Here is a 26811-nt window from a genome sequence, read left to right on the forward strand (position 1 = left end):
ACCAATACCTCCGCATTGCTGCCCTTTTTTTCAGCAGGCAAGGCTTCTAATTTTACTCCTGATTATAAAACCAACAAAAACAAGTATCAAGTAGTTAGTATCAAGTATCAAGACACTTGTGTTTATCTGAATAGCATTTAAAATCTTGATACTTGATACTAACTACTTGATACTAAAAACATTGAACTATGAGTGAGACTGAATCAATAAAAGCCTTAAAAGGAGGTGAGTTCCTGATCAGGGAAACACAGGCTGAGAATGTTTTTATTCCGGAAGAATGGAACGAAGAGCAATTGATGATCGCCGAAACCTGCACCAATTTTCTGGCCCAGAACGTAGCACCCAATTTAGCGCGCATTGACGAGCAGGAAGAAGGCTTAATGCCACACTTGATGGAAGAGGCCGGTGCGCTTGGTCTGTTGAGCATTTCCATTCCCGAAGAATATGGCGGCTTTGGTAAAGATTTTAAAACATCGATGCTGGTTACCGAAAAATTGGGTGCGGGCAATTCATTTTCCGTAGCTTTTTCGGCCCATACCGGTATTGGCACCTTGCCTATTTTATATTACGGTACCGATGCGCAGAAAGAAAAATACATCCCCAAACTGGCCAGCGGCGAGTGGAAAGGCGCCTATTGCCTTACCGAACCGGGTGCAGGCTCTGATGCCAACTCGGGCAAGGCACGTGCAAAACTTTCGGCCGATGGCAAGTATTACCTGCTCACCGGTCAAAAAATGTGGATCACCAATGCAGGCTTTGCCGATATTTTTACCGTGTTTGCCAAGATTGATAACGACGAGAACCTGAGCGCTTTTATCGTAGAAAAAGGCTTTGAAGGACTATCCCTGAATACCGAAGAACATAAAATGGGCATCAAAGGCAGCTCAACCCGCCAGGTGTTTTTTAATGACTGCAAAGTACCGGTTGAAAACCTGTTATCAGAAAGACAAAACGGCTTTAAAATAGCGGTTAACATCCTCAACCTCGGTCGTATTAAACTGGGCGGGGCTACTGTGGGTGCCAGTAAAGAAGTGATTACCTTGGCTATCCGTTATGCCAATGAGCGTGAACAGTTTGGCCGGCCAATCTCTAAATATGGCGCTATCCGCTATAAGATTGCGCAACAGGCTATCCGCACCTATGCATCTGAGTCGGCTATATACCGTGCCAGTCAGAACATGGAGGAAGCTACCGAAATGTATGAAGCATCGGGTATGGACGCCATCCAGGCTAAATTAAAAGGTACCGAACAATTTGCGATTGAAGCGGCTATTATCAAAGTACACGCCTCCGAAACATTGGATTATGTGGTCGACGAAGGCGTGCAGATCTATGGTGGCATGGGTTACAGCGCCGAAGCGCCGATGGACCGTGCTTATCGCGACTCACGCATCAACCGCATATTTGAGGGCACCAACGAAATTAACCGGATGCTTACTGTTGATATGATGCTGAAACGCGCCATGAAAGGCGAGCTCGACCTGATGGGCCCTGCCCAGAAAGCAGCCGGCGAACTGGTAAGTGTACCTGATTTTGGCGGCTCGGATGATGAGGGCTTGTTCACTCATGAGAAAAAATATATCGCCAATTTCAAGAAAGCCGTTTTGATGGTAGCCGGCGCGGCAGTACAAAAGCTAATGACCCAGTTGGGTAAAGAGCAGGAAGTATTAATGTACCTGGCCGATATGTTGATAGAGCTTTACGTAAGCGAATCATTACAGTTACGTGTTGAAAAACTGGTAAGCATGAAAGGCGAAGATGCTGTTAAAGAACAACTGGATATTATGCGGGTTTACATCAATGATGCAGCCGGTAACATAGCCAAGGCAGGTCGCGAAGCTATCAATTCATTTGCCGATGGCGACGAACGCCGCATGATGCTGATGGGTCTTAAACGCTTCACCAAAACCGAAGACATCAATACTACACAGGCCCGCAGAAATATAGCCGCCAAATTGATCGAAGAAAATAAATATTGCTATTAACGAAAACCCCGACCTCTCCAGAGGAAAGGGAGTGCTATGCACTCGACGCTTCCCGACAAGAGGACCGAGATTCTCCCCTACCAGGCCGGTGGGGAGACTCACAGGGGCTTTTTAAGAGAGACAGGAATATAAGAGTCAGGAATCAAGAAAAACTTTGAATAACTTTTGTGACCTTCTTGATTCTTGACTCTTATCTCTTGATTCCAAACCCGCATAACCTAAAATAAAAACATGAAGATATTAGTGTGTATAAGCCAGGTGCCGGATACCAGCACCAAAATTGTACTAAAGGATAATAATACAGCTATTAATAACCAGGGTGTTACCTATGTAATAAACCCTTACGACGAATGGTATGCACTGGTGCGTGCCCTTGAACTGAAAGAAGCAGGAATTGCCAGCGATATACATCTGATAACCGTTGGCAAGGTCGATACCGAGCCGGTGATCCGCAAAGCGCTGGCATTAGGTGGCGATGAAGCTATACGCATTGATGCCGACAGCCATGATCCTTATGAAACAGCCAATTATATAGCCGAATATGCCAAAACAGTAGGTTACGACCTGATTCTGTGCGGCAAAGAGTCCATCGATTATAACAACGGAGCCGTAGGCGCCATGCTGGCCGAATTGCTGGATACCGATTACATCGGCTTTGCCAGCGATATCCAGACAGATGGCAAAACCGCCACTGTAAAACGCGAGATAGAAGGCGGCGAAGAAACAGATACCTGCAGCCTGCCCGTAGTGATCGCTTGTCAAAAAGGTGTTGCCGAAGCTCGCATCCCTAATATGCGCGGTATTATGGCCGCCCGTACCCGTCCGCTTAAAGTGGTTGCGCCAGCAGCTGTTAGCTCGGTAACTGAAATTTTATCCTACGAATTGCCGCCAGCTAAAGCTGGTATAAAAATGGTTAGTGCTGATAACATGGATGAGCTGGTAGAATTGCTTCATGCGGAAGCCAAGGTGATATAATTAATTATGAATTACCTCACCTAAATCCTCTCCAAAGGAGAGGACTTTAAAAACAATTTTTTTAGAACCCACTCCTTTGGAGAGGGCAGGGTGAGGTCTAAAACCTATAAAAATGTCTGTAATAGTATTGGTAGAACATACCGAAGGAAATATAAAAAAGAAGAGTTTTGAAGCTGTGCAGTATGCTGCCGGCATCGCCCAAAAAACGGGTACAACAGTAAGCGCTGTGGTATTAGGCACCCTTTCCAATAGTGAAATGGAAAGCCTGGGTCAATACGGTGCACAAAAAGTTTTACATGTGGCCGATGCCCGCCTGGATGAGCTGCACGCCCGCGCATACACCAGCGCATTGCTGGCTGCCGCTCAGAAAGAAGGTAGTAAGATCATCATCGCTTTACATGATATCAATGGACGTGCGGTTGCGCCACGTTTATCCGCTAAATTAAAGGCAGGTTTGGTAGCAGGCGCGCTCTCTTATCCCGATCTGGATAATGGCTTCGTGATCAAAAAGGCGGTATTCTCGGGCAAAGCATTTGCCTTTGTGAATATTACCAGCGATGTAAAAGTGATCACCCTGATGCCTAATACTTTTCAATTAAACAAAGTCGAGGGCAAAGCTACTATCGAAAAACTGGATGTAAGCTTTGGCGATAAAGATTTTGGTATTAAGGTTAAAGAGGTTAACAAGATCAAAGGTGAGATTCCGCTGGCCGATGCGCAGTTGGTGGTATCCGGTGGTCGCGGTATGAAAGGTCCTGAAAACTGGGGACTGATCGAAAGTCTTGCTAAAGAATTAGGCGCAGGTACTGCCTGCTCCCGCCCCGTGGCCGACGCGCACTGGCGCCCGCACCATGAGCATGTTGGCCAAACCGGGGGTACAGTAAGACCAAACCTGTACATAGCCGTAGGTATTTCTGGCGCTATACAACACCTGGCTGGAGTTAATGGCTCAAAAACCATAGTCGTGATTAACAAAGATCCGGAAGCGCCCTTTTTTAAAGCCGCCAACTACGGTGTGGTGGGTGATGCCATGGAGATTTTACCACGACTTACCGAAGCCGTAAAGAACTTTAAGCAAAACCAGAAGTAGAGCTTAAGGCTTAAAGCCGAAAGCTAAAAGCCGTAAGAAATTTCAAGCAAAACCATAATTAAGAGCTGAAAGCGAAAAGCTGAAAGCTGCCAGGGGTTTAATAGGTAAAAACGCTTTAAGCTTTGTGCTTTAAGCCTTAAGCTAAATAAAACGATGAATGTTTATTATGAAGGACAGGTGATATGGGCCCAGTTGGATGCTAACCAACATATGCGACACTCGGCTTATGCCGATGTTGCCGCGCAGGCCAGGTTAAATTTGCTCGAAAGCCTCGGCTCCATGCCCACCAAGCTTTTTGAGCTTAAAATAGGCCCGGTATTGTTTAAGGAAGAGCTTAACTATCTGCGCGAAATCACCATTAATGATCATATCAAAGTAACCTGCGAGGTAGTCAGCTCCCGGGCCGATGGTTCACGCTGGACATTCAGGCAGGAGGTATATCGCGGCGATGGTATTAAAGCCGCTGTAATCATGGTGCAGGGTGCCTGGATAGATACCGTGAAGCGCAAACTGACCCCATTACCTGCCGAATTAGGTGAGCTATTCACCAAAGCGCCCAAAAGCGACGACTATGCGGAGGAACTTCCCAAGTCGCAAAATCAAAACAAATAATATGGATCAAAAAGAAGTTTTTGAAAAAGCAGTAGCAGACAGTAAAACGTTACCCGCCAAACCCGATAACGATACGCTGCTGCGTTTATATAGCCTATACAAACAAGCTACCGAAGGCGACATTAACACGGATAATCAACCGGGAATGTTTGACTTTGTGGCCAAGGCCAAATATGATGCCTGGTTAAATTTAAAAGGTGTTACTACTGATACTGCCCGCCAGCAATATATTGATCTGGTAAGGGAATTGTCAGGAAAGTAAAGGGGCGTAAAATAATCCCAAAAAACACCTATCTTTAAATGAACCAATTTATAGTAACACAAATAGAATTTCCGAAATTTTGACAAATGTTTCCGCCATTTGGCCCTTTGTTAAACTTCGCTAAAAAGGATATTTGTTTACTATAAATGAGAACCAAGAATTAAGAGCCAAGAATCAAGATAAGGATATAGCCAACAATTACTGTTTGTCTTAATTCTTGATTCTAATATCTTGATTCTTTAAATAAACCAATACTAAATTATTTTTTTTAACCCTGTCGTTTAATTGTATTTGTCTCCTGCAAAAGGGATGCTGATTTGCCGTTGTATATATGGTGATTTGGCAGCCTTCAAAAAGACATATTTAATTATTCGACAATAGCATCAAAAAAAGCCATGTCATTATCTAAAAAGCATTTCGCCCGTTTCGTATTAATCCTGCTTACTGTAGTATCCGTGAATATTGCGGCCAAGGCCCAGACCGATAAAATTGAGGGGCTTTGGTACAATGATATCAAAAGCGCCAAAATACAGATCAGCAAAGGCACAGATGGTAAGTTTAACGGTAAAATAATATGGCTTAAGGAGCCGCTCAAAAATGGCAAACCTAAAGTAGATGATGAAAACAAGGACGAAAAACTGCGCAGCCGCCCCATCATAGGTTTACACATCCTGGAAGGCTTTGTGCATGATGGTGACGACAAATATACCGATGGCAAGATCTACGATCCTAAAAACGGAAAAACCTACTCCTGCAATATCACTTACAAAGGCAAAACATTATCAATTCGCGGCTACATCGGCGTATCGCTGTTTGGCCGCACAACTGTCTGGGAACGGGCGGAATAAATAACGAAAAAGAGTCAAGAGATAAGAGTCAAGAACCAAGATAAAACCACCTGTAATTATTTTTCTTCTCTTGATTCTTGCCTCTCGGTTCTTGATTCTAATAAAACACAATCTATGAATGCTAAACGAATTATAAAAAAAGTAGCCGTTCTGGGCTCGGGTGTAATGGGCAGCCGTATTGCCTGTCATTTCGCCAATATAGGGGTACAGGTTCTGCTATTGGATATTGTACCAAAAGATGCCCCCGCAGGCGATAAAAAAGCCCGCAATAAAATTGTTAACGACGCGCTTGATTTCGCTTTAAAATCAAACCCATCGCCTATCTATCTCAAATCATTTGCCCGGCGCATCAGTACCGGCAACTTTGAGGATGATATGGCTAAAATTGCCGATTACGATTGGGTGATTGAAGTAGTGGTGGAACGTTTGGACATTAAACAACAGGTATTTGAAACGGTCGAAAAATATCGTAAACCAGGTACACTCATTACCTCCAACACGTCGGGTATCCCAATCCATTTAATGACCGAAGGCCGAAGTGACGATTTCAAAAAGCATTTCTGCGGAAGTCACTTTTTTAATCCACCAAGATATTTAAAACTACTAGAGATCATCCCCACAAAAGATACATTACCAGAAGTAGTCGATTTCCTGATGGAATATGGCGAGAAGTTCTTGGGAAAAACTACCGTTTTGGCTAAAGATACCCCCGCCTTCATCGGTAACCGCATTGGAGTGTTCGCCATCATGAGCATATTGCATTATGCCGAAAAAACCGGCATGACGGTGGAAGAGATCGACAAGCTAACGGGCCCGGTTATTGGTCACCCCAAATCGGCTACCTTCCGCACCAATGATGTGGTAGGTTTGGATACCATGGTGCATGTGGCCAATGGCCTCAGCAAGAACGCACCCCATGATGAGGCAAAAGAACTATTCGCCATTCCTGAATTTGTGAACGGCATGTTGAAGAACAATTGGCTGGGCAGCAAAACCGGGCAGGGCTTTTATAAAAAAGAAAAGGTAGATGGTGCCAATCAATTCTTCGCGCTTGATCTGAAAACGCTGGAATACAAACCATCGCAAAAAGTAAAATTCCCATCACTGGATATTACCAAAACAGTCGACAGCTTAAAGGATCGGTTAAAAATCCTGTTCGCAGCAAAAGATAAAGCAGGCGATTTTTACCGCGCCACTTTCTATCAGCTTTTTGCCTACGCCAGTAACCGCATCCCCGAAATTGCCGATGAGCTTTATAAAATAGATGCCGCCGTTAATGCCGGCTTCGGCTGGGAAATGGGCCCCTTTGAAAAATGGGACGCCCTTGGCGTTGCCGATACCGTAAAAGCCATGGAAGCAGCAGGCAGCAAACCTGCCCAATGGGTGTATGATATGCTGGCCTCCGGCGCCGAGAGTTTTTATAAAATAGCCGATGGCAACCGCCAGTATTATGACATCGTTTCCAGAACTTATAAAGTAATTCCTGGAACCGAGAATTTTATACTGCTAAGCAATATTCGCGAAGCCAATACCATCTGGAAAAACACCGGCACTACTATTACCGACATCGGCGATGGCATCATCAACCTGGAGTTCCACACCAAAATGAATACCATTGGCGGCGATGTGATAGAAGGTATTAACAAAGCCATTACCCTGGCTGAGAAAAGTTATAAAGGTCTGGTGATTTCGAACGAAGGCGCCAATTTCAGCGCAGGTGCCAATGTGGGTATGATATTTATGATGGCCGTAGAGCAGGAATTTGATGAACTGAATATGGTGATCAAGGCTTTCCAAACTGCCATGATGCGTATTCGCTATTCATCCATTCCGGTGGTAGCGGCACCTCATCAAATGGCCTTGGGCGGTGGCTGCGAGCTTTGCCTGCATGCCGATAAAGTAGTTGCCCATGCCGAATTATATATGGGCCTGGTGGAATTTGGCGTTGGCCTGATCCCCGGCGGCGGCGGTACCAAGGAATTCGCCCTGCGCCTATCGGACGAATTACAGGACGGCGATATCGAACTCAACAATTTCCGAGACAGATTCCTGACCATTGGGCAGGCTAAAGTATCTACTTCGGCATATGAAGCCTTTGAGTTTGGCTATCTAAAAAAAGGTCGTGACGTGGTGGTAGTATCACAAAACCGCCTGCTGGCAGAAGCCAAACAGCATTGCTTACAACTGGCTAACGAGGGTTATGTACAACCTGTTCAGCGCACCGATATCCGGGTGCTGGGCAAACAGGCCCTGGGCCTGGGCTATGTAGGCGCCAATACCATGTACAGTGGTAATTACATCAGCGAGCACGATGTTAAAATTTCGCAAAAGCTGGCCTACGTACTGGCCGGCGGCGATCTGTCGCAGCCATCGCTGGTAAGTGAAGAATATTTACTGGGCCTGGAGCGGGAAGCTTTTGTTTCCCTGTGCACCGAACGCAAAACGCTGGAGCGCATCCAGTCGATCATAACAGGTGGTAAAGTGTTAAGGAATTAAATGGGTGGTGGGGTTCGCGTTGCGTGGCTCCGGGTACGAGAGATTAAAATACCCGAAACCCGACCCTCGAAACCCGAACCACAACAAACTAAACAGAAAAGAATATGAACGCATACATAGTGGCTGCAAGCCGCAGCGCAGTTGGAAAAGCAACCCGGGGAGGCTTCAGGTTTACCCGGCCGGATACCCTTGCGGCAGATGTGATCAAACATCTCATGGCATCGGTACCTAATGTTGATAAGGATCAGATAGAGGATGTAATTGTGGGCAATGCTACACCCGAAGCTGAACAAGGCTTAAATGTGGCCCGCCTGATATCGCTCATGGCCCTGGATACCGATAAAGTACCCGGCATGACCGTGAACCGCTATTGTGCATCAGGACTGGAAACTATCGCCATCGCATCGGCAAAAGTACACAGTGGCATTGCCGATTGTATTATTGCCGGTGGTGTGGAAAGCATGAGCCTGCTGCCTATGGGCGGCTGGCGCGTGGTACCCAATGCCGATATAGCCCTGGCCCATCCAGATTACTACTGGGGCATGGGTTTAACCGCCGAAGCCGTAGCCAAAGAATATAAAGTTGGCCGCGAAGAGCAAGACCAGTTTGCCTATAACTCGCACCAGAAGGCCATCAACGCTATCAAAGAGGGTAAGTTTAAAGACGAGATAGTAGCCGTAAATGTAACCGAAACTTATGTGGACGAAACCGGCAAAAAGAAAAACCGCGACTTTAAAATAGATACCGACGAAGGTCCACGTGCTGATACTTCGTTAGAAGCATTGGCCAAACTGAAACCGGTATTTGATGCCAGGGGTGTAGTAACCGCGGGTAACTCATCACAAACAAGTGATGGAGCAGCCTTTGTAATGGTAGTAAGCGAACGCTTTTTAAAAGCCAATAACTTAAAACCTATTGCCCGCCTGGTGAACTATGCCGTTGCCGGTGTGCCGCCACGTATTATGGGTATCGGGCCACTGGTGGCTATCCCTAAAGCCTTAAAACAGGCTGGTATGAAACAACAGGACATTGACCTGATTGAGCTGAACGAAGCTTTTGCATCGCAATCATTGGCGGTTATTAAAGGCCTCGATTTGGATATGGATCGCATCAACGTTAATGGCGGTGCCATAGCCTTGGGCCATCCACTGGGTTGTACCGGTGCCAAGCTATCCGTACAACTTTTTAACGAATTAAAACGCCGGGATAAAAAATACGGTATGGTTACCATGTGCGTAGGTACCGGACAGGGTGCCGCGGGCATTTTTGAATTACTATAACAACAGCCCCCTCTAAATCTCGCCCGGGAGGGGAGACTTTTATTTACTAAAAGCCCTCCCTTCCGGGGAGGGTTGGGTGGGGCTCTTAATACCTTTTAACATGGAAAAAGTGGCAAGATTGTTTGATTGCATGGAAATTCAGGCCCGGGAACCCAGGACCGATCTGTTAAATGCCAAAGAAAATGGCGTATGGCGGGCATATAGCACGCAGGAAATCCACACCATGATCTACCAGTTAACCATAGCACTGTTAGACCTGGGCGTTTCGGGCGGCGATGGTACCACCGAGGGCCGCGATAAAATAGGCCTTATCAGCAACGGACGACCCGAATGGATCGTAACTGATCTGGCGGTACAACAAACCGGCGCAATCCTGGTACCTCTGTATCCTAACAGCAATCCCAAAGAACTGGAGCAGATCCTGAACGAAGCCGAAGTAAAATACCTGTTTGTAAGCAGTCAGGACCTATATGATAAAGTAAATGCGGTTTGCGCCAATATACCATCGTTAAAAGCTATCTATAGTTTTGATCAGTTGGACAATTGCCCCAACTGGACAGTGTTACTAAAACCCCTACCAGATGGCTATCGCGACAGGCTATCGGCCATCAGCAAAACCATTGGTGAGGATGATGTAACTACTATTATTTACACATCGGGCACCACCGGCCGCCCCAAAGGCGTGATGCTCACCCATAAAAACATTGTGAGTAATGTGGTAGCATCGGGCAAGGTACTTAACCAGATCCCCCTTGAAAACAAAGGGGCTCTGAGTTTTTTACCGCCCAACCACATTTTCGAAAAAATGTGTACTTACATTTATCTCTTTTATGGTTTCTCCATTTCCTATGCCGAAAGCATGGATACCATTGGCGCCAACATGAAAGAGGTTAAGCCTTACATTTTTACTGCCGTGCCGCGCCTGCTTGAAAAAGTATTCGAAAAAATTATGGCGGCCGGGCAACAGCTCACCGGCATCAAAAAGAAGATCTTTTTATGGTCGATAAAAGTGGCCGAGCAGTTCCAGATCGAAAATCAAAGTATTTGGTATAAAATACAACTGGCCATTGCCGATAAATTGGTGTATAGTAAATGGCGGGAAGCCGTTGGCGGGAATGTAAAAGCCATCGTTATTGGCAGTTCTGCCTGTCCCATCAAGCTCGAAAAAATATTTACCGCCGCCGGGATGACGGTGATGGAAGGTTATGGCCTCACAGAAACATCACCGGTAGTTGCGGTTAACTGCTATATTAACGGCCGTAAATTCGGGACCGTTGGCAAGCTGATCGACGGTGTACAGGTTAAAATTGCCGAGGACGGCGAGATACTTTGCAAAGGACCAAACATTACCGTGGGTTATTATAAAAACCCCGAAATGACGGCCGAAGTGATCAAAGATGGCTGGTTTAGCACCGGCGACATCGGCGAACTGGACAAGGATGGTTTTTTGAAAATAACCGATCGTAAAAAGGAGATCTTCAAAACATCTGGCGGCAAGTACGTAGCGCCTATGCCAATTGAAAATAAGATGAAAGAAAATCATTTTATTGAGCAAATGATGGTGGTTGGCCCCGAAAGAAAATTCACCGCGGCCTTGATAGTGCCTTCGTACACCAATTTAAAACCCTGGTGCGCCGAAAACAATATTCCCTTTACATCACACAATGAACTTATCAGGAATTCCCGGGTTATTGAGCTTTATCAATCCATAATTGATGGCTTTAACCCCGAGTTTAACCATGTAGAGCAGGTGAAAAAGGTGACTTTGTTACCCGAAGAATGGTCGATAGACAGCGGAGAGCTCACCCCTACAGGCAAAATGAAACGCAAAGTGATCATGGAAAAATATAAAACCGAAATTGACAAGATTTACTCTGGCGAAGAACATGGCGGTGAGTTGTCAGTTGTAAGTGGTGAGTTTTTGAAAAAATAACGAAAACTCATCACTGACTTAGCTACTCATTACTCACAACTCACCACTCACAACATGACAACATTCCAATTAACCATAAACAACGGCCTGGCAATTTTAACGCTCGATCGTGGCCGGTCAAACGCTATTAACCACCAGATGGTTAAAGAGCTGATAACCGCCATACAAACACTGGAAAACGACACAAGCGTAGGCGGACTCATCATCACCGGCAAACCGGGATTCTTTTCTTCAGGTATCGACCTGATTGAGGCCTACGAGTATAATGAGGACCAAAGTCGTGCTTTGTGGACCGATTTCCTGTCGCTGCAGCGATCGTTGGTGGCCTTTAAAAAGCCTATGGTAGCAGCTATCAGCGGGCATAGTCCTGCAGGGGGATGTGTATTAGCCATTTGTTGTGATTACCGAGTAATGGCCGAAGGTTCGTTTATTATCGGCTTAAATGAAATCCCAGTAGGTATCATTGTGCCCGATAGCGTGGCTACGCTTTACTCTTTTTGGCTGGGGCAGCGCAGGGCTTATCAATACCTGATGGAAGGCAAGCTCCTGAAAGTTAATGAAGCACTGGAAGTTGGTTTGATAGATGAGGTGAGCGCACCCGAAAGCCTGCTCACCACCGCCGAAAGAAAAATCAGGACCTATATGCAGCTTAACCAGGTTACCTGGAGCCAAAGTAAACTAAACTTGCGCCAGGAGCTGATAACCAAGCTCAGCGCCGACCAAAGCACCGCCCTTAACCATATGCTGGCACAATGGTGGGCACCCGAAGTACGCAAAGGCCTGCAAATGCTTATCCAGAATTTAAAATCAAAAACAACAACCGCTTAAAAAGAATCAAGAGATAAGAGTCAAGAATCAAGAGAATACTTACATAACAATCAAACTTACGATCAATTAAAAACTTCGTAAGTTTCTAATCCAAATAAGAACCAAGAGATAAGAGTCAAGAAACAAGAGAATACTTACATAACAATCAAACTTACGATCAATTAAAAACTTCGTAAGTTTCTAATTGATCGGGAAATATGGAGTTACCAAGATGTTTTTGTCTTGATTCTTGATTCTTGACTCTCGATTCTTGACTCCCAAAACAAAAAACATGAGCAATAGCACAGCAGTAACCACAGGTATGTTAAGAGATGATGCCCTCAAAGGAAAAACCATTATTGTTACTGGTGGAGGCACCGGCCTGGGGAAAGCTATGGGTACTTACTTTTTAAAACTGGGCGCCAATCTGGTGATCACCAGTCGTAAGTTGGATGTGCTGGAAAAAACTGCCGCCGAAATGGAAACCGAAACCGGCGGCAAGGTTTTAGCCATTTCCTGCGATGTTCGCAATTATGATGATGTGCAAAAGATGCTGGAGCAATCTATTGCCACCTTTGGCCGGATTGATGCCCTGCTGAACAACGCGGCGGGTAATTTTATTTCGCCTACGGAACGGCTCTCGGCAAACGCGTTTTCGGCGGTTATTGATATTGTGCTGAAAGGTTCTGTCAATTGCTCGCTGGCACTGGGCAAATACTGGATAGCCGAAAAAATGCCAGGCAGCATCCTCAATATTATAACCACCTATGCTTTTACCGGTTCAGCTTATGTAGTACCATCGGCTTGTGCCAAAGGCGGCGTACTGGCCATGACCCGCTCGCTGGCCGTGGAATGGGGCCGTCACGGCATCCGTACCAACGCTATAGCCCCGGGCCCCTTCCCTACCAAAGGCGCGTGGGAACGTTTGCTACCCGGCGATATGGCGCAAAAGTTTGATTTTAAAAACCGTGTACCTCTGAAGCGGGTAGGCGAGCATCAGGAACTGGCTAACCTGGCAGCGTTCCTCGTATCTGACTTTTCGGGCTATATCAACGGCGAGGTGATCACGATAGATGGCGGCGAATGGCTGCAGGGCGCAGGCCAGTTCAGCGGTCTGGAAATGATACCCGATCAAATGTGGGACAGCATTGAACAGGCAACCCGCAAAGCACAGTAATATTAAATTCGAAAAACGAAATCCGAAATTCTAAAAAATCAGGATGTCATTTAACATTTCATTGGCAACATCTTTTAAGGTAAATGCATTGAAAGTCAGAGCAATCACGTAAAATAAAAGAAAACCTAAAGGCGCATAATATTCACCATCTCTTATTAAACCAATCGAAATAACAGTTAGTATAATGAGGGGTCCTATCAGACTCCGATAATAGCTAAAGGTTACAGAGGTTAAATTATCTTGCAAATTAACGTCAAATTTCCCTCCATCCAATCGTCTCATAGCTTCAAAATTCCACATCAGCTTCCAAGGGCTTTCATCAAATTTCACACTATTATTAGTTATGTTAAGAACCCTGTATTTGTTTTGGTCTAACTCTGCCTTTATCCTGTCAATTATAATTTCCGGGGCAAGACTAGTTGTTTGTGAAATTTTAAACTTTAATTTCATATAGATAAGATTCTTGGTAAAGTTACAAAATCATATTTTTTCAGAACCTCTATCTATGGGATAAGGACCGGCCCCTCATTTCAAATCATCAGTCCCCATCTGTGGCCGGTAACCAGAACGAAAGGCTTTAACAACAGATCTGGGCGTGAGCACAATCACCTTTACCGATACCGGCAGCGGAGCCATTTGTTCATAACCAGAAGGTGTCCAATGCCAAATCATTTTGTTGGCTAAAAGATAAGGTTCGTTATCAATCTGTATAAATACCCCATCCGGTAGGTCATGAACAGCTGCCTCAAATGTTACCTTATTTCCTTTTTTATCAATCCTTTCCTGGTGTATGATCTCATCTATTTTTTCGATGTGCACCTTTGGGTCAAATCCATATTCAGGATTACCTTTGAGCCAGGCTGTTTTAAATCGGTTGGCATCATCCCGTCGACATTCAAAACATGGCCGATGCCCTGCCGAAAATGCGGTGGCTTCATCAAAAAAGAACAATTCGGTATACAGGTTAGGCGCCATTACCTGTCGGTGCCTGCCTTTAAATTTTAGCACACAGGTCAGCCAAGCCTTCAACTTAAAAGGGCGCAATATGGTTTTGGTATCGCCATGCAGCTGCCCCCGGTTGCCTAGCCAGGCACCACGTGCACTCGTTTTGACGATGTTTCCTCGAGGATCGACACGGTTTTGTAACATAACGTATTCCTTAATCGCAATTAGTATTACTATTGGTTTACCCGAATTTACGATATATTATATTTAAGAGCCATCAGGAAGAAAGTATGACACTGATTTTATGGAATGGGGCTAATTAAGTTTACCTTCTTCGTAAGGCCTTAGTCGAAAGTTTTTCGTATATTTATATATCAAACAGCCCGGGTATCTTTTTAGGAGATATCCGGGCTGTTTAGTTAAAGAGAAACATAGCTCAAAAATCGACTGTTTTTTATCTAGTTATTTGACAATCAAATATTTAATACTTTTTAAAGTTTTCAAAACTGCTCAAAAACGTGTTAAAATTTGTTAAAAAGTGTTAAAATGAAGGTTTTCAAGCGTTTTCCATGTGTTTCCACCTCATTTTTGGGCAGAAAAGTGTTAAAATTTAAGGTTTAAAAAGTTTTCAGACCAGGTAGTGGGCAAACCGGGTTGTTTTAAGTCCTGTGATTATTATTCATTTTATCATTAATTATTCAGCCCCTCCACTTTGGCAAATGCGCCGTTTTTAGGAATTATTTGGAGGCGCGACTAACAAAATCTGCAGGTCATTTCGCTATACTACTTTTGGCTTTGGTACAAAAAGTAACTTTAAACAATTTAAAGTTACTTTTTCGCCAATCGGTTCAAAAACCGCCTAATTTTTGTTTTTAGGCGCATTTTAGTAAATTTGTATAAACCAAATTTATATGTACAACCTACTTGTTTCTCCCGAAAATGTGCAGGCTTCCCTACAGAAGCATGTGCTTGCCGATGGCTTTGATCTTACGTTTGACATGGAAAAAAGTAAGGGTGTTTATATTTACGATGCTAAATATAACCGGACACTGCTTGATTTTTTCACCTGCTTCGCTTCCGTTCCTTTAGGCTATAATCACCCTAAAATGGTAAACGACGAAGAATTTAAAAAAAACCTGATGCTGGCCGCTTTAACCAACCCATCAAATTCCGACATCTACACCACACAATACGCTCAATTTGTTGAAACTTTTTCGCGCGTGGGCATACCTGATTATCTCCCGCATGCATTTTTCATTGCCGGGGGCTCATTAGCTATTGAGAACGCGCTTAAAGTTGCTATGGACTGGAAAGTGCAAAAAAACTTTGCAAAAGGTTATACAAAGGAAAAAGGGCATAAAGTATTACATTTTGAGCAAGCCTTTCATGGCCGCTCGGGTTATACCTTAAGCTTAACCAATACCCAGCCCAATAAAACAAAATGGTTTGCCAAGTTCGACTGGCCGCGGGTATCGGTACCGCAAATAAATTTCCCTTACAGTGACGCCAATCATGACGACCTGGTGCAAAGAGAACAGTTCTCCATTTCGCAGATCAGGACAGCCTTTGCCGAAAATAAGGATGATATATGCGCCATTATTATTGAGCCGATACAATCAGAAGGAGGCGACAATCATGTACGTAGGGAATTCCTGGAAAAACTACGGGAACTGGCCGATGAATATGAAGCCATGCTCATATATGATGAAGTGCAAACAGGTGTTGGCCTAACCGGCAAATTCTGGTGTCACGAGCATTTTGGCGAAAAAGCCCGTCCGGATATTTTGGCCTTTGGCAAAAAAATGCAGGTATGCGGCATACTGGCCAGCAATCGTGTTGACGAGGTAGAGAATAACGTTTTCCGGGTATCATCCCGCATTAACTCTACATGGGGCGGCAGCCTGGTTGATATGGTAAGGTCGTCAAAGATCATGGAGATCATGGAAGAAGATAACCTTTGCGATAATGCAGCCAAAATGGGCGAATATTTACAAGACCAGTTAGCTGATATCGCCTCCCGTACTCCAATTATCAGTAATGTTAGAGGTAAGGGTTTATTGACCGCTTTTGATTTCCCCGATAAAAATAAGCGGGATACTTTTATACAACAAGGGTTGCAAAATAATATCATGTACCTGGGATGCGGCGAAAAAAGCATCCGTTTCAGACCGGCGCTTATTATTGAAAAAGAGCACATTGACCTAGGATTGAACATGCTTGAAAGAATATCGCACACCTTATAATAATGCAATAATATCGTTACAGGCAAATTGATTATTCAATAGAATAAAGATTTTTTGTATTTAATATGTGGCCAACCATGCTTCCGAAAGGGTGAAATGGTACTTTTGAGGGGTAAAAAGGAGTGATATATTAATATATACTATTTTTTAGACAAAATACGCTATATTTTTAATTATTATTTCTGTTACTTTTGTAATATCCCCCTATTAAAAGACTACGGATCAATCTTTTTACGTCATGAGCAAACACATAGAGAAATTAAAAAAACAACTTGTTGAAGTAGCGGAAGTTGTTAATTCATTCCAATCAGAATCTGTACAGGTTAGGATTATCGATCGGTTATTAGATGTAATGATTGAATCTGATAGAGTGGATACAGACGGAGCTGAACTATTCCTTAAAAAAGGGCGCAGAATACGTTCAGACGATGAAAATTTTGGCATACCGGGCCGCAAAAAGCCAGGTGCAACTAAAATACTTAATCAGTTATTGAGTACGGACTTTTTCGATATCTCGCGTTCAATATCATCTATCGCGACCTATTGTAAAGATCAGTTTGATTCCGATTTCAAAACATCAGAATTATCAGGCATCCTGTTAAAACTGGCTAACGAAAACAAGCTGAGAAGAGAAAGAAGCAATGAGAACAACCGCTTCGAATACATAAAAGCCTAATAATTAAACTACTTACATATTATTATTAAGCCGCAGTGTTATATAACCTGCGGCTTATTTATTATAGATTAATAAAGATATTATTTTAACGAAAATAAATTACCCACTCCTAAAATTTTTCTACTGGTAAAGCCTTCTGCATACTTAACAGAGATGCTTTTCCCAAATTCCATAGCACGGGCTGCAACAACGCTAATAAACTCTGGTGAAGATATATAAGTTTGGGGTTCACCTTCCCACTCGGGGTTATAGAACTGCGACCCGAAAGCATGGATACTTTCAATTTTTTTATCCCAATAATCGGTCACATCAATCAAAATATCAGGTTTTATATAATTATCCTGTATAAAGTGTAAAACAAGATCCGGTCGCCAGGCATCCTGCAAAGCGCCGTCTGCCGAGGTTTCTATTTTTCGCAAGCCAGATAAAAAGGCAGCTGTTTCTACCAACTCGCCGGCACGCCTATGATCAGGATGTCTGTCATGATAAGCATTGGTTATTACAATGGAAGGTTGATATTTACGTATAGCGGCAATTATTTTTAACTGATATTCCCTGGTATTTTCAAAAAAGCCATCGGGTAAGCCCAGGTTTTCCCTTATGGTTAATCCTAATATTTTTGCCGAAGCCGCAGCTTCCTGATCGCGAATCTCTGCAGAACCGCGGGTACCTAATTCGCCGCGGGTGAGGTCAACAATACCCACCTTTTTACCCAGGGCAATGTGTTTTAAAATAGTACCGGAACATCCAAGTTCGGCATCATCGGGATGAACCGATAAAACTAATATATCTAATTTAAGCATAAATATGTGTTGAATTATAAAGCGGCCTGCAAAAGGCGTTCGATCTTTTTCCTGATCTTTGAAGATGTAGGCTTGGTAAAAGGATAATAGAAATCGGTTACATGACCAGTCCTGTCGATCAGGAATTTATGAAAGTTCCACCTTGGAACAGATTTCAGGTTACCATTATCTTTTTTATTAGCAAAAAACTGATACAGCGGATGTGCGTAAGGCCCACGTACCCTTATCTTTTCAAATACAGGGTAATTGGTACCAACATTTTCACAAAAAGTGGCAATTTCTGCCCCTTCTAAAGGCTCTTGCCCGCCAAAATCATTTGAAGGGAAAGCAAGTATTTCAAAATCTGTTTCCTTAAACTGATTTTTAAGGCTAACCAGATCTTTAAGCTGAGGGGTAAAACCGCATTGAGAAGCGGTGTTAACTACTAAAAGAACTTTATTTTTATAAGCCGAAAGGCTAATCTCTTCTCCGTTTAATGTCTGTACATCAAACTTGTAGATACTATTGTTATCCATTATTAATTGTTAGTGGAATTATATCCGGCCTGTTTCAATATGGCCTCGATATCTTTCTGCTCCTCAGGGTCGTAGGTTTCCTTGAGGTTGTGGCCAAATATACTGGCTACAGATTGAAACATAAAGGCTTTAAAACCTCCTTTTAGATCCTTCACCATAGCGTAACTGGTTAGCCCCGATTCACGGTTGATCAGCTTGATCAACACCTCTCCCTGACTAATTGTCAGATTTTTTATTTCCTTGTTAAACAATGTTTTTATTTCGGTTTCACAGGCGGTTACCAACTCTTTCTGTTTGTGCTTATCGCCTGTAAGTGCCAGGTCGCGTTGCAACTGACGGTAACGCTGCCCCGCAAAACGCGCATAGGGCAACACTTTGAACACATTATACCTTAACCTGTTATAAGCCATCCTGTCGGCTTCACTGGCAAATATACGTGTATCAACAATTTTCACCTCGGGAGTAACTATCCAGGGCACCAATTCACCGTCAAGATCGGTCATAGCCGTTTTGATGGTATCATTTTTGCCTATAGTTACGGGTGCTGGTTTATCTGTCTGGGCTTTTAGCGAGCCCATGATGCCTAAACAAAACAGAAACAGAAAACCAATAAATTTCATAATTTTACTTAAAACAAAATTAAAGCAATTTTTTGTGGTATTTCCATATAATCTGTAATAATAATTTATAATTACAAGTTTATCAAGAAATACCATTAATATCAGCATATGAAAGAGTTAGTGATTGACCTGGAAGCGGAAAAAAATGAGATATTAAAAAGATATCGGGCCTTGCTGCGTGCCTGTAAATCAACCCTGCAAAAGGGCGATAAGCGCATGATCCGTAAAGCATTTGATATGGCACTGGAAAGCCATAAAGACATGCGCCGTAAAAGCGGCGAACCATATATATACCATCCTATTGCCGTGGCGCAGATAGCGGCCGAAGAAATAGGCCTGGGCACCACCTCCATTGTGTGTGCCCTGTTGCATGATGTGGTTGAAGATACCAACATGACGCTAGACGATATTGAAATGGAGTTTGGTAAAAAGGTAGCCAAGATTATTGATGGGCTTACCAAAATATCAGGCGTATTTGATACCAACAGCTCCTTACAGGCCGAGAATTTCCGTAAAATGTTGCTTACCCTGGCAGATGATGTACGGGTAATATTGATCAAACTGGCCGATCGCTTGCATAACATGCGTACCATGGAGTTTATGCCGCGTGATAAGCAGCTTAAACTATCATCAGAAACCGTTTACTTGTACGCCCCTCTGGCACACCGGTTGGGTTTATACACCATAAAATCTGAACTGGAAGATCTATCCATGAAATACATGGAAAGGGAAACCTACCAATTTTTAAAAGTTAAGCTCAACGAGAAAAAGGCTGAGCGTGAAAAATTCATCCGCGATTTTATTGAGCCGATTAAAAAAGTATTACTTGGACAGGGCCTTGATGCAGATATTTTCGGACGTCCTAAATCCATACATTCCATTTGGAATAAGATGAAAAAGAAATCCATACCTTTTGAAGAAGTGTATGATCTTTTTGCCATCAGGGTGATTTTAGATAGTACACCTGAAAATGAAAAAGCCGATTGCTGGAAGGCTTATTCGATAGTTACCGATCTTTACCGCCCAAACCCCGACCGATTGCGCGACTGGATATCATCGCCCAAAGCCAATGGTTACGAATCACTACATACTACCGTAATGGGTCCTCGTGGTCAATGGGTGGAAGTACAGATACGTACCAAGCGGATGAATGAGATAGCCGAAAAAGGCTTTGCTGCACACTGGAAGTATAAAGAATCAACTACCGACAGCGGACTTGATCAATGGGTGCAAAAGGTTAGAGACATGCTTAAAAACCCCGACTCCAATGCGCTCGACTTTCTGGATGATTTTAAAATGAACCTCTTTAGTGATGAGATCTTCATTTTTACACCAAAAGGCGCGTTGATCCAATTGCCTTTAAACGCTACCGCCCTTGATTTTGCTTTCGAGATACATACCGACGTGGGTGCCAGCTGTATTGGCGCTAAAGTAAATCACAAACTGGTACCGCTGAGCTATAAACTGCAAAATGGCGACCAGGTAGAGATCATTACATCAGGCAAGCAATCACCTAAGGAGGACTGGCTTAACTTTGTGGTTACCGCGAAAGCTAAAGCCAAAATTAAATCGGCATTAAAAGAAGAAAAACGAAAAATTGCCGAAGATGGCAAGGAGATACTGGAGCGTAAGCTAAAATCGCTTAAGATTACCTACAACTCCGAAAACATACATAAGCTGAGTTACTTTTTTAAGCTGCAAACAACCCAGGACCTGTTTTACAATATTGCCAAGGGCATTATTGATATGAAGGACCTGAAAGATTACCAGGCTTCAGAAAAAGTAATTGAAAATAAACCACAGGATAAAATTGAGCAGGAACAGGTTCACAGTCTGTTACGCAACATCAAAGCCAAGGATAGCGACATATTGCTGATTGGCGAGGATATGCAAAAAATTGACTACAAACTAGCCAATTGCTGCAACCCTATCCCTGGCGATGATGTGTTTGGTTTTGTGACGGTGAGCGATGGCATCAAGATCCACCGTACCAATTGCCCCAATGCCGCCAAACTGATGGCTAATTATGGTTACCGGATTGTAAAGGCCCGTTGGACAAATCAACAGGAACTGGCATTTTTAACCGGATTACGTATTACCGGTATTGATGATGTAGGTTTAATCAATAAGCTTACTACCGTAATATCGCAGGATTTTAAGGTGAATATCCGCTCCATAACGGTTGACAGTGATAACGGTATTTTTGAGGGCTCGCTTATGGTATATGTAAATGATACCGAGCACCTGGACAACCTGATCAAAAACCTGAAACTGGTTAAGGGCATCACCGCAGTAAACCGTTTCGATTCGGCAATAGAAAAAGCTTCTTAAGAAAGAAATAAGAATCAAGAGACAAGAATCAAGATGTTTTAACAAAGCATAAAAACAACATTCTTGTCTTTTGATTCTCACATCTTGATTCTTGACTCTCAGCTCTTGATTCTTATTTTCGGATTCTATCTTTTATTAATAACTTTGGCTCTTTAATAGACAACTATGCCTCAACAGGATACAATAGCGTTGGTTAAAAAAATTTTCGAGGCCTACCTTGAAAACAAAAACCTGCGTAAAACGCCCGAGCGTTTTGCTATACTTGAAGAAATTTATTCTCGTACCGATCACTTTGATGTGGAGTCGTTATACATCCACATGAAAAATAAAAAATACCGTGTAAGCCGCGCCACTGTATATAACACGCTGGAGTTGCTGGTATCGTGCGATCTGGTGACCAAGCATCAGTTTGGTAAAAACATGGCCCAGTTTGAAAAATCATACGGCTATAAGCAGCATGATCACATCATTTGCATTGACTGCGGTAAGGTGGTTGAGTTTTGCGACCCACGCATACAGCAGATACAAAGCATGATGGGCGACATCCTGAAATTTGAGATCAAACACCATTCCCTTAATCTTTATGGCAATTGCACCAAATTAAGAGAGGGTAATTGTGACAGAAAAGCATAACTTTGCCCCCCTTAATATCATACTCTGAATTTACATAAATGGCTGTTGACGTATTATTAGGCCTCCAATGGGGCGATGAAGGTAAAGGAAAAATTGTTGATGTGCTTAGTGCAGGTTACGACCTGATAGCACGTTTCCAGGGCGGCCCCAATGCCGGGCATACTTTGGAATTTGATGGTAAAAAATTTGTTTTAAATACCATTCCTTCAGGTATATTTTTTGAGAACACCATGAACCTGATTGGTAACGGTGTAGTGATTGACCCAATCACGCTGAAAAAAGAATTAGAAAAACTAAAAGCTGCCGGGCATGACCTTTTAGCAAAAAAGAATTTGCTGATAGCTAAAAAGGCTCACCTCATACTACCAACTCACCAATTGCTTGATGCCGCTAATGAAAAAAAGATGGGTGATGGCAAAATTGGTTCCACTTTAAAAGGTATCGGCCCGACTTATATGGACAAAACCGGCCGTAATGGTTTACGTATAGGTGATATCACTCTGCCCGATTTTAAAGAACGTTACCAGAAACTGGTTGACAAGCATGTATCCATGCTGCAAGCCTTGTACGGAGAGGTAGCTGATTTTTCTGAACGCGAGACTGCGTTTTTCGAAGCACTTGAGCTGCTGCGCCGGTTCCCATTGGTTGATTCTGAGCACCTGGTTAACAACTATATAAAACAAGGTAAAAAAGTACTGGCCGAAGGCGCACAGGGAGCTATGCTGGATATTGATTTCGGCTCATACCCTTTTGTTACTTCGTCAAATACAACTGCTGCCGGAGCCTGTACAGGTTTGGGTATAGCACCGCAACAAATTGGTGAAGTGATAGGTATTTTTAAGGCCTATTGCACACGCGTTGGTGGCGGCCCCTTCCCTACCGAACTGGAGAACGAAACTGGCGAAGAATTACGCCAAACAGGCCATGAATTTGGTGCAACTACCGGAAGACCACGCCGTACCGGATGGATCGATCTACCGGCTTTAAAATACGCTATAATGCTTAATGGCGTTACCCAACTGGTAATGACCAAAGCCGATGTATTAAGCGGTTTTGATAAAATATATGCTTGTACCCACTACAACTATCTGGGCGAAAAAATTGATTACATGCCTTACGATATTTGCTCGGTAAGCCCTGAGCCAATTTTGAAAGAAATTGATGGCTGGAATGAGGATATAACCGGCATTACCGAACTTTCAGAGATCCCTGCTAAGCTACAATCCTATATTGATTATTTAGAGGCAGAGCTTGGTGTTCCTGTAAAATACCTATCCGTAGGGCCAGACAGGAAACAAACTTTGGTAATGCACTAAGAACCTAATGCCTTACCGGCATTCGTTATATTATTATAAAAGGCCGCGTTACGCGGCCTTTTTACTTTTGTTTCTATTTTTGTCCTGTGATTATACCTGTTCAAGATCTTCCCCTGTTTAAAAAAAAAGCACTGCAATGGGCCTCGTCATTTGATGCGGTATGTTACCTTGACTCTAACGGGTTTAATGACCCTTACGGAAAATTTGATACCCTGATAGCTATTGGGGTAAAAGATGAGGTGACCGCACGAATTGGAAGCGCCTTTGGTCAACTGGAAGCTTTTCGTCAAAACAACCCTGGTTGGATAACCGGTTTCTTCGGTTATGACTTAAAGAATGAAATAGAACAGCTATCATCTGCCAATCCCGATGGCTTGGAGTTTCCGGATCTTTATTTTTTCGCGCCTTTACATCTAATTATCATTAAAGGCAGTCAAACGGAGATTATTAGTGATGAGCCCGAACAGGTTTTTGGTCTGATTAATCAACAGCAACCCATTATCCATCAAGAACAAGCAGCTATAGTATTAAAATCCCGCTTTAGCCGGCAGGAATATATTGATGCCGTGAAGGGTATACAGGAGCATATTAACCGCGGTGATATCTATGTGACCAATTTTTGCCAGGAGTTTTTTGCGGAGCAAGCAAAAATAGATCCACTGGCCATATTTACACAGTTAAATGCAGTATCACCAAATCCTTTCAGCACTTTTTTTAAGTGGAAAGGGAACTATATACTGGGTGCATCTCCCGAGCGCTTCCTGGCCAAACGCGGCACCAAACTCATATCGCAACCCATAAAAGGCACCGCCAAACGGGGTACAGATACGCAAACTGATGAATTGATCAAACAACAACTACGCAATCATCCCAAAGAATTGCAGGAAAATGTAATGATAGTTGATCTGGTACGGAATGATCTGACCCGATCTGCACAACAAGGTACTGTTAAAACCGAAGAATTATTTGGCATACACAGCTTCCAGTATGTGCACCAAATGATATCAACTGTAGTATGTGAACTTCAGGAAGGCTTATCGGCCATACAAGCCATTAAAAACACCTTCCCTATGGGCAGCATGACCGGCGCTCCCAAGATCAGTGCTATGCAACTGATGGAACAATATGAGCGCAGTAAACGAGGTGTATACTCCGGGGCCATAGGTTATTTAAGCCCGGATAATGATTTTGATCTGAATGTGGTAATTCGTACCCTGTTGTACAATTCAGCCAAACGATACCTATCGTTCCATGCAGGAAGCGCCATCACCTACCATGCCGACCCGGAAAAAGAATATGAAGAATGCCTGCTCAAAGCACAGGCCGTAATGGAGGTTTTGGGAGGGACGGAACAAGTCGATAGTCTTTAGTCATAAGTCCACCGTTTTTTTACTTATTTAGGGCTAAAGACTCCGGACTTACTTAACGGTACTACAATCTTATCTCCCATCCTCACCTTAATATCCGAACCGGCGGCAAAAAATACCGATACGGGCTCTTTTTTCAAATAAGGTTCAAAGGTGTCGCCATAAAGTCCCGCAACATCAGCTTCAAAAACATAATCTTTTACTGTGCCCGTCTGCCATGAAATATGCTCAACCTGATATTCCATAGTACTGGCACTATTGAGTTTATTGTAACCCCAATAGTGCTCAAAAATAAATTCCTCGGCGCTGCCTGGTTCAATATCCTGTAATTGATTACTTGCTGTAGCCCCTAGTTTATTCCACTTGCCTTTAAACTTCCACTCATATAAAAATTGGGTATGGTCATCCTCGGTTAAAGTAATTGAGCTGCGCATAGGCATAGCCTGATAATGTTCTTTATATAAATTATTGGCGATAAGGGCTATCATGCTTTTGGGCACTATTTCGCTTACAAAAACAGCCCCGCGTTTCCATTCTTTACCGTTAAAATGCTTTACATAAAAGCGTAGGTTTACTTCCTCAAAATTTACATGCCATGGCCATTTGATGCCCAGCACACGGGTATTGGCAAACACGAAACCCACCATGCTCACCAAGGCTTTTCCCTGCCAGAGATCAAGTACCGTACCCGGCGGTAAATAAGCATCTAATACTTGCGGATCAATCACGTAATTGAGCATCACCAGATTTTTCCACTCCGCTTTTAGAAACTGACGTTTGGCCATTTTCAGTAATGAGTTTTGAGTAATGAGTTTTGAGTATTAAGCGCAATGCTGATCTTAAAGTAAAAGCAAATGATTCAAGTTTTTTCACTCAAAACTCATTACTTACAACTCAAACTACTTTATTGCTTATAATATTTCGCCAATGTTGGTGTTGTCACCAACATTCTACTGCTTGAGCGGTGATAATAAGTTGTTGGTGACAACACCAACAACCGCGCGGTGGTGTTTTTTTTAAGTGCGGGCAAGCCCGCTTGATAAAATAGGCGAATGTTTAATTTCTTTACTCACTATTCACCACTCACCCCTTTATTGCTTGTAATATCTCATAGCTTCAGGTATCCTGTTCTGAATATCCTGTATCCGCGTTGCATCGGCAGGGTGAGTGCTTAAAAGTTCTGGCTGAGCTCCGCCTTTGTTTTGGGCCATCATACGTTGCCAAAAAGCAACCGCATTATGCGGATCGTAACCAGCCATGGCCATAAAGGTAAGTCCCAGGCGGTCTGCTTCTGACTCCTGATTGCGTGAGTATTTTAATAACAACAGATTACCACCCACACCATAAAGTTGATTGATGATACCTTGCGTAGCCGACGATTGGCCTCCTGTGGCAACACCAACCGCTCCGCCAACACCCTGCACAGCCATTTGTTGCGAAATGCGCTCGGCCGAATGACGTGCTATAGCATGGCCTATCTCGTGCCCCATTACCACAGCCAGGTAAGCGTCGGTATTAGCCACGGGTAGCAGGCCACTGTATACGGCCACTTTACCGCCAGGCATACACCAGGCATTTACCTCGCTGCTTTGTATCAGGTTAAATTCCCATTGAAAGTTGTACTGATTAGCATAGCCATTCTGTTGCAGATAACGCTCAATAGCGGCCGAAAGATTAGCGCCGATTCTTTTTATGCGCTGCGCATCGGCACCGCTGGTGATCACTTTTGTTTTAGGGTCTGTTAGTAATTGCTTATAGCTTGCGGCGGCCGATTGGTTTACGTCGGCATCGCCTACCAAACTTAGTTGCCGGCGGCCGGTTAATGGTACTGTTGAACAGGAATACAGTGCAATGATAAATATCAGAGCAAGGGCAGGTCTGAATTTTTTCATGATGA

The 26811-nt window shown here is 43.4% G+C and carries 24 protein-coding genes; 17 read left to right on the forward strand and 7 right to left on the reverse strand.

Features of this window, described 5'->3' with window-relative positions:
* Window positions 1–188 precede the first annotated feature (188 nt).
* The 11 genes from BW976_RS15145 (at window position 189) to BW976_RS15195 (ending at window position 13465) form a co-directional block, all read left to right on the forward strand.
* Complete coding sequence (locus BW976_RS15145) at window positions 189–1985, forward strand: acyl-CoA dehydrogenase family protein (protein ID WP_076374151.1); 1797 nt, start codon at window positions 189–191, stop codon at window positions 1983–1985.
* Between the two features lie 231 nt (window positions 1986–2216).
* Entirely contained in the window at window positions 2217–2960 is a 744-nt protein-coding gene (locus BW976_RS15150) for an electron transfer flavoprotein subunit beta/FixA family protein (protein ID WP_076374152.1), read from the forward strand.
* Window positions 2961–3072: 112 nt separating this feature from the next.
* Window positions 3073–4050 (forward strand): electron transfer flavoprotein subunit alpha/FixB family protein, encoded by a 978-nt coding sequence (locus BW976_RS15155; protein WP_076374153.1) that lies wholly within the window; start codon window positions 3073–3075, stop codon window positions 4048–4050.
* A 153-nt stretch (window positions 4051–4203) separates the two neighbouring features.
* Complete coding sequence (locus BW976_RS15160) at window positions 4204–4662, forward strand: acyl-CoA thioesterase (RefSeq protein ID WP_076374154.1); 459 nt, start codon at window positions 4204–4206, stop codon at window positions 4660–4662.
* Window position 4663: 1 nt separating this feature from the next.
* The gene (locus tag BW976_RS15165; RefSeq protein ID WP_076374155.1) at window positions 4664–4924 is read left to right on the forward strand and encodes an acyl-CoA-binding protein; all 261 of its coding nucleotides are present in this window, start codon (window positions 4664–4666) and stop codon (window positions 4922–4924) included.
* 395 nt (window positions 4925–5319) lie between these two features.
* The gene (locus BW976_RS15170) at window positions 5320–5772 is read left to right on the forward strand and encodes a DUF2147 domain-containing protein (RefSeq protein ID WP_076374156.1); all 453 of its coding nucleotides are present in this window, start codon (window positions 5320–5322) and stop codon (window positions 5770–5772) included.
* A gap of 114 nt (window positions 5773–5886) precedes the next feature.
* Entirely contained in the window at window positions 5887–8268 is a 2382-nt protein-coding gene (locus BW976_RS15175; RefSeq protein ID WP_076374157.1) for a 3-hydroxyacyl-CoA dehydrogenase/enoyl-CoA hydratase family protein, read from the forward strand.
* Between the two features lie 104 nt (window positions 8269–8372).
* On the forward strand, window positions 8373–9548 hold the full coding sequence (locus tag BW976_RS15180) for an acetyl-CoA C-acyltransferase (protein WP_076374158.1): 1176 nt from the start codon (window positions 8373–8375) through the stop codon (window positions 9546–9548).
* Between the two features lie 100 nt (window positions 9549–9648).
* The gene (locus BW976_RS15185) at window positions 9649–11481 is read left to right on the forward strand and encodes an AMP-dependent synthetase/ligase (protein ID WP_076374159.1); all 1833 of its coding nucleotides are present in this window, start codon (window positions 9649–9651) and stop codon (window positions 11479–11481) included.
* Between the two features lie 54 nt (window positions 11482–11535).
* The gene (locus tag BW976_RS15190) at window positions 11536–12309 is read left to right on the forward strand and encodes an enoyl-CoA hydratase/isomerase family protein (protein WP_076374160.1); all 774 of its coding nucleotides are present in this window, start codon (window positions 11536–11538) and stop codon (window positions 12307–12309) included.
* Between the two features lie 271 nt (window positions 12310–12580).
* Entirely contained in the window at window positions 12581–13465 is an 885-nt protein-coding gene (locus tag BW976_RS15195) for an SDR family oxidoreductase (protein ID WP_076374161.1), read from the forward strand.
* Between the two features lie 30 nt (window positions 13466–13495).
* On the opposite strand, the gene BW976_RS15200 is transcribed toward BW976_RS15195, so the two are convergent.
* Complete coding sequence (locus BW976_RS15200) at window positions 13496–13915, reverse strand: hypothetical protein (protein ID WP_076374162.1); 420 nt, start codon at window positions 13913–13915, stop codon at window positions 13496–13498.
* A 75-nt stretch (window positions 13916–13990) separates the two neighbouring features.
* Window positions 13991–14614: a hypothetical protein gene (locus BW976_RS15205; RefSeq protein WP_076374163.1), complete on the reverse strand. Its 624-nt coding sequence runs from the start codon at window positions 14612–14614 to the stop codon at window positions 13991–13993.
* Window positions 14615–15321: 707 nt separating this feature from the next.
* Between BW976_RS15205 and lat the strand changes: the two genes are divergently transcribed.
* Together lat and BW976_RS15215 are read left to right on the forward strand one after the other, a co-directional pair.
* Window positions 15322–16653 carry an L-lysine 6-transaminase gene (lat, locus tag BW976_RS15210; protein WP_076374164.1) on the forward strand — a complete coding sequence of 444 codons (1332 nt, stop codon included), beginning with the start codon at window positions 15322–15324 and terminating at the stop codon, window positions 16651–16653.
* Window positions 16654–16891: 238 nt separating this feature from the next.
* Window positions 16892–17329: a hypothetical protein gene (locus BW976_RS15215; RefSeq protein ID WP_076374165.1), complete on the forward strand. Its 438-nt coding sequence runs from the start codon at window positions 16892–16894 to the stop codon at window positions 17327–17329.
* An 80-nt stretch (window positions 17330–17409) separates the two neighbouring features.
* Here the strand turns inward: BW976_RS15215 and bshB1 are convergent, their stop codons facing one another.
* From bshB1 to BW976_RS15230, 3 genes are read right to left on the reverse strand one after another with little or no spacing between them, the layout of a single operon-like run.
* Window positions 17410–18132 (reverse strand): bacillithiol biosynthesis deacetylase BshB1, encoded by a 723-nt coding sequence (gene bshB1, locus BW976_RS15220; protein ID WP_076374166.1) that lies wholly within the window; start codon window positions 18130–18132, stop codon window positions 17410–17412.
* A gap of 14 nt (window positions 18133–18146) precedes the next feature.
* Window positions 18147–18647, reverse strand: a complete 501-nt coding sequence (locus BW976_RS15225; RefSeq protein ID WP_076374167.1) for a glutathione peroxidase — start codon at window positions 18645–18647, stop codon at window positions 18147–18149.
* A 2-nt stretch (window positions 18648–18649) separates the two neighbouring features.
* Window positions 18650–19267 carry a DUF4294 domain-containing protein gene (locus BW976_RS15230; protein ID WP_076374276.1) on the reverse strand — a complete coding sequence of 206 codons (618 nt, stop codon included), beginning with the start codon at window positions 19265–19267 and terminating at the stop codon, window positions 18650–18652.
* A 108-nt stretch (window positions 19268–19375) separates the two neighbouring features.
* Here BW976_RS15230 and BW976_RS15235 point away from each other — a divergent pair, with 108 nt between their 5' ends.
* The 4 genes from BW976_RS15235 to BW976_RS15250 all read left to right on the forward strand — a co-directional run bounded on the left by BW976_RS15235 (window position 19376) and on the right by BW976_RS15250 (window position 24917).
* Window positions 19376–21598, forward strand: coding sequence for a RelA/SpoT family protein (locus BW976_RS15235; RefSeq protein WP_076374168.1), 2223 nt, complete (start codon window positions 19376–19378; stop codon window positions 21596–21598).
* 165 nt (window positions 21599–21763) lie between these two features.
* Window positions 21764–22231, forward strand: a complete 468-nt coding sequence (locus BW976_RS15240; protein ID WP_076374169.1) for a Fur family transcriptional regulator — start codon at window positions 21764–21766, stop codon at window positions 22229–22231.
* A gap of 38 nt (window positions 22232–22269) precedes the next feature.
* Window positions 22270–23547: an adenylosuccinate synthase gene (locus tag BW976_RS15245; protein WP_076374170.1), complete on the forward strand. Its 1278-nt coding sequence runs from the start codon at window positions 22270–22272 to the stop codon at window positions 23545–23547.
* Window positions 23548–23633: 86 nt separating this feature from the next.
* Window positions 23634–24917: an anthranilate synthase component I family protein gene (locus tag BW976_RS15250; protein WP_076374171.1), complete on the forward strand. Its 1284-nt coding sequence runs from the start codon at window positions 23634–23636 to the stop codon at window positions 24915–24917.
* A gap of 23 nt (window positions 24918–24940) precedes the next feature.
* Here BW976_RS15250 and BW976_RS15255 read toward each other — a convergent pair whose 3' ends face one another.
* Both BW976_RS15255 and BW976_RS15260 read right to left on the reverse strand, forming a co-directional pair.
* A complete protein-coding gene (locus BW976_RS15255; protein ID WP_076374172.1) occupies window positions 24941–25699 on the reverse strand; it encodes a YqjF family protein in 759 nt (252 codons plus the stop codon).
* Window positions 25700–26005: 306 nt separating this feature from the next.
* Window positions 26006–26806 (reverse strand): M48 family metallopeptidase, encoded by an 801-nt coding sequence (locus tag BW976_RS15260; protein ID WP_076374173.1) that lies wholly within the window; start codon window positions 26804–26806, stop codon window positions 26006–26008.
* Window positions 26807–26811 lie beyond the last annotated feature (5 nt).

The organism is Mucilaginibacter lappiensis, assembly GCF_900155965.1.
Taxonomy (GTDB): Bacteria; Bacteroidota; Bacteroidia; order Sphingobacteriales; family Sphingobacteriaceae; genus Mucilaginibacter; species Mucilaginibacter lappiensis.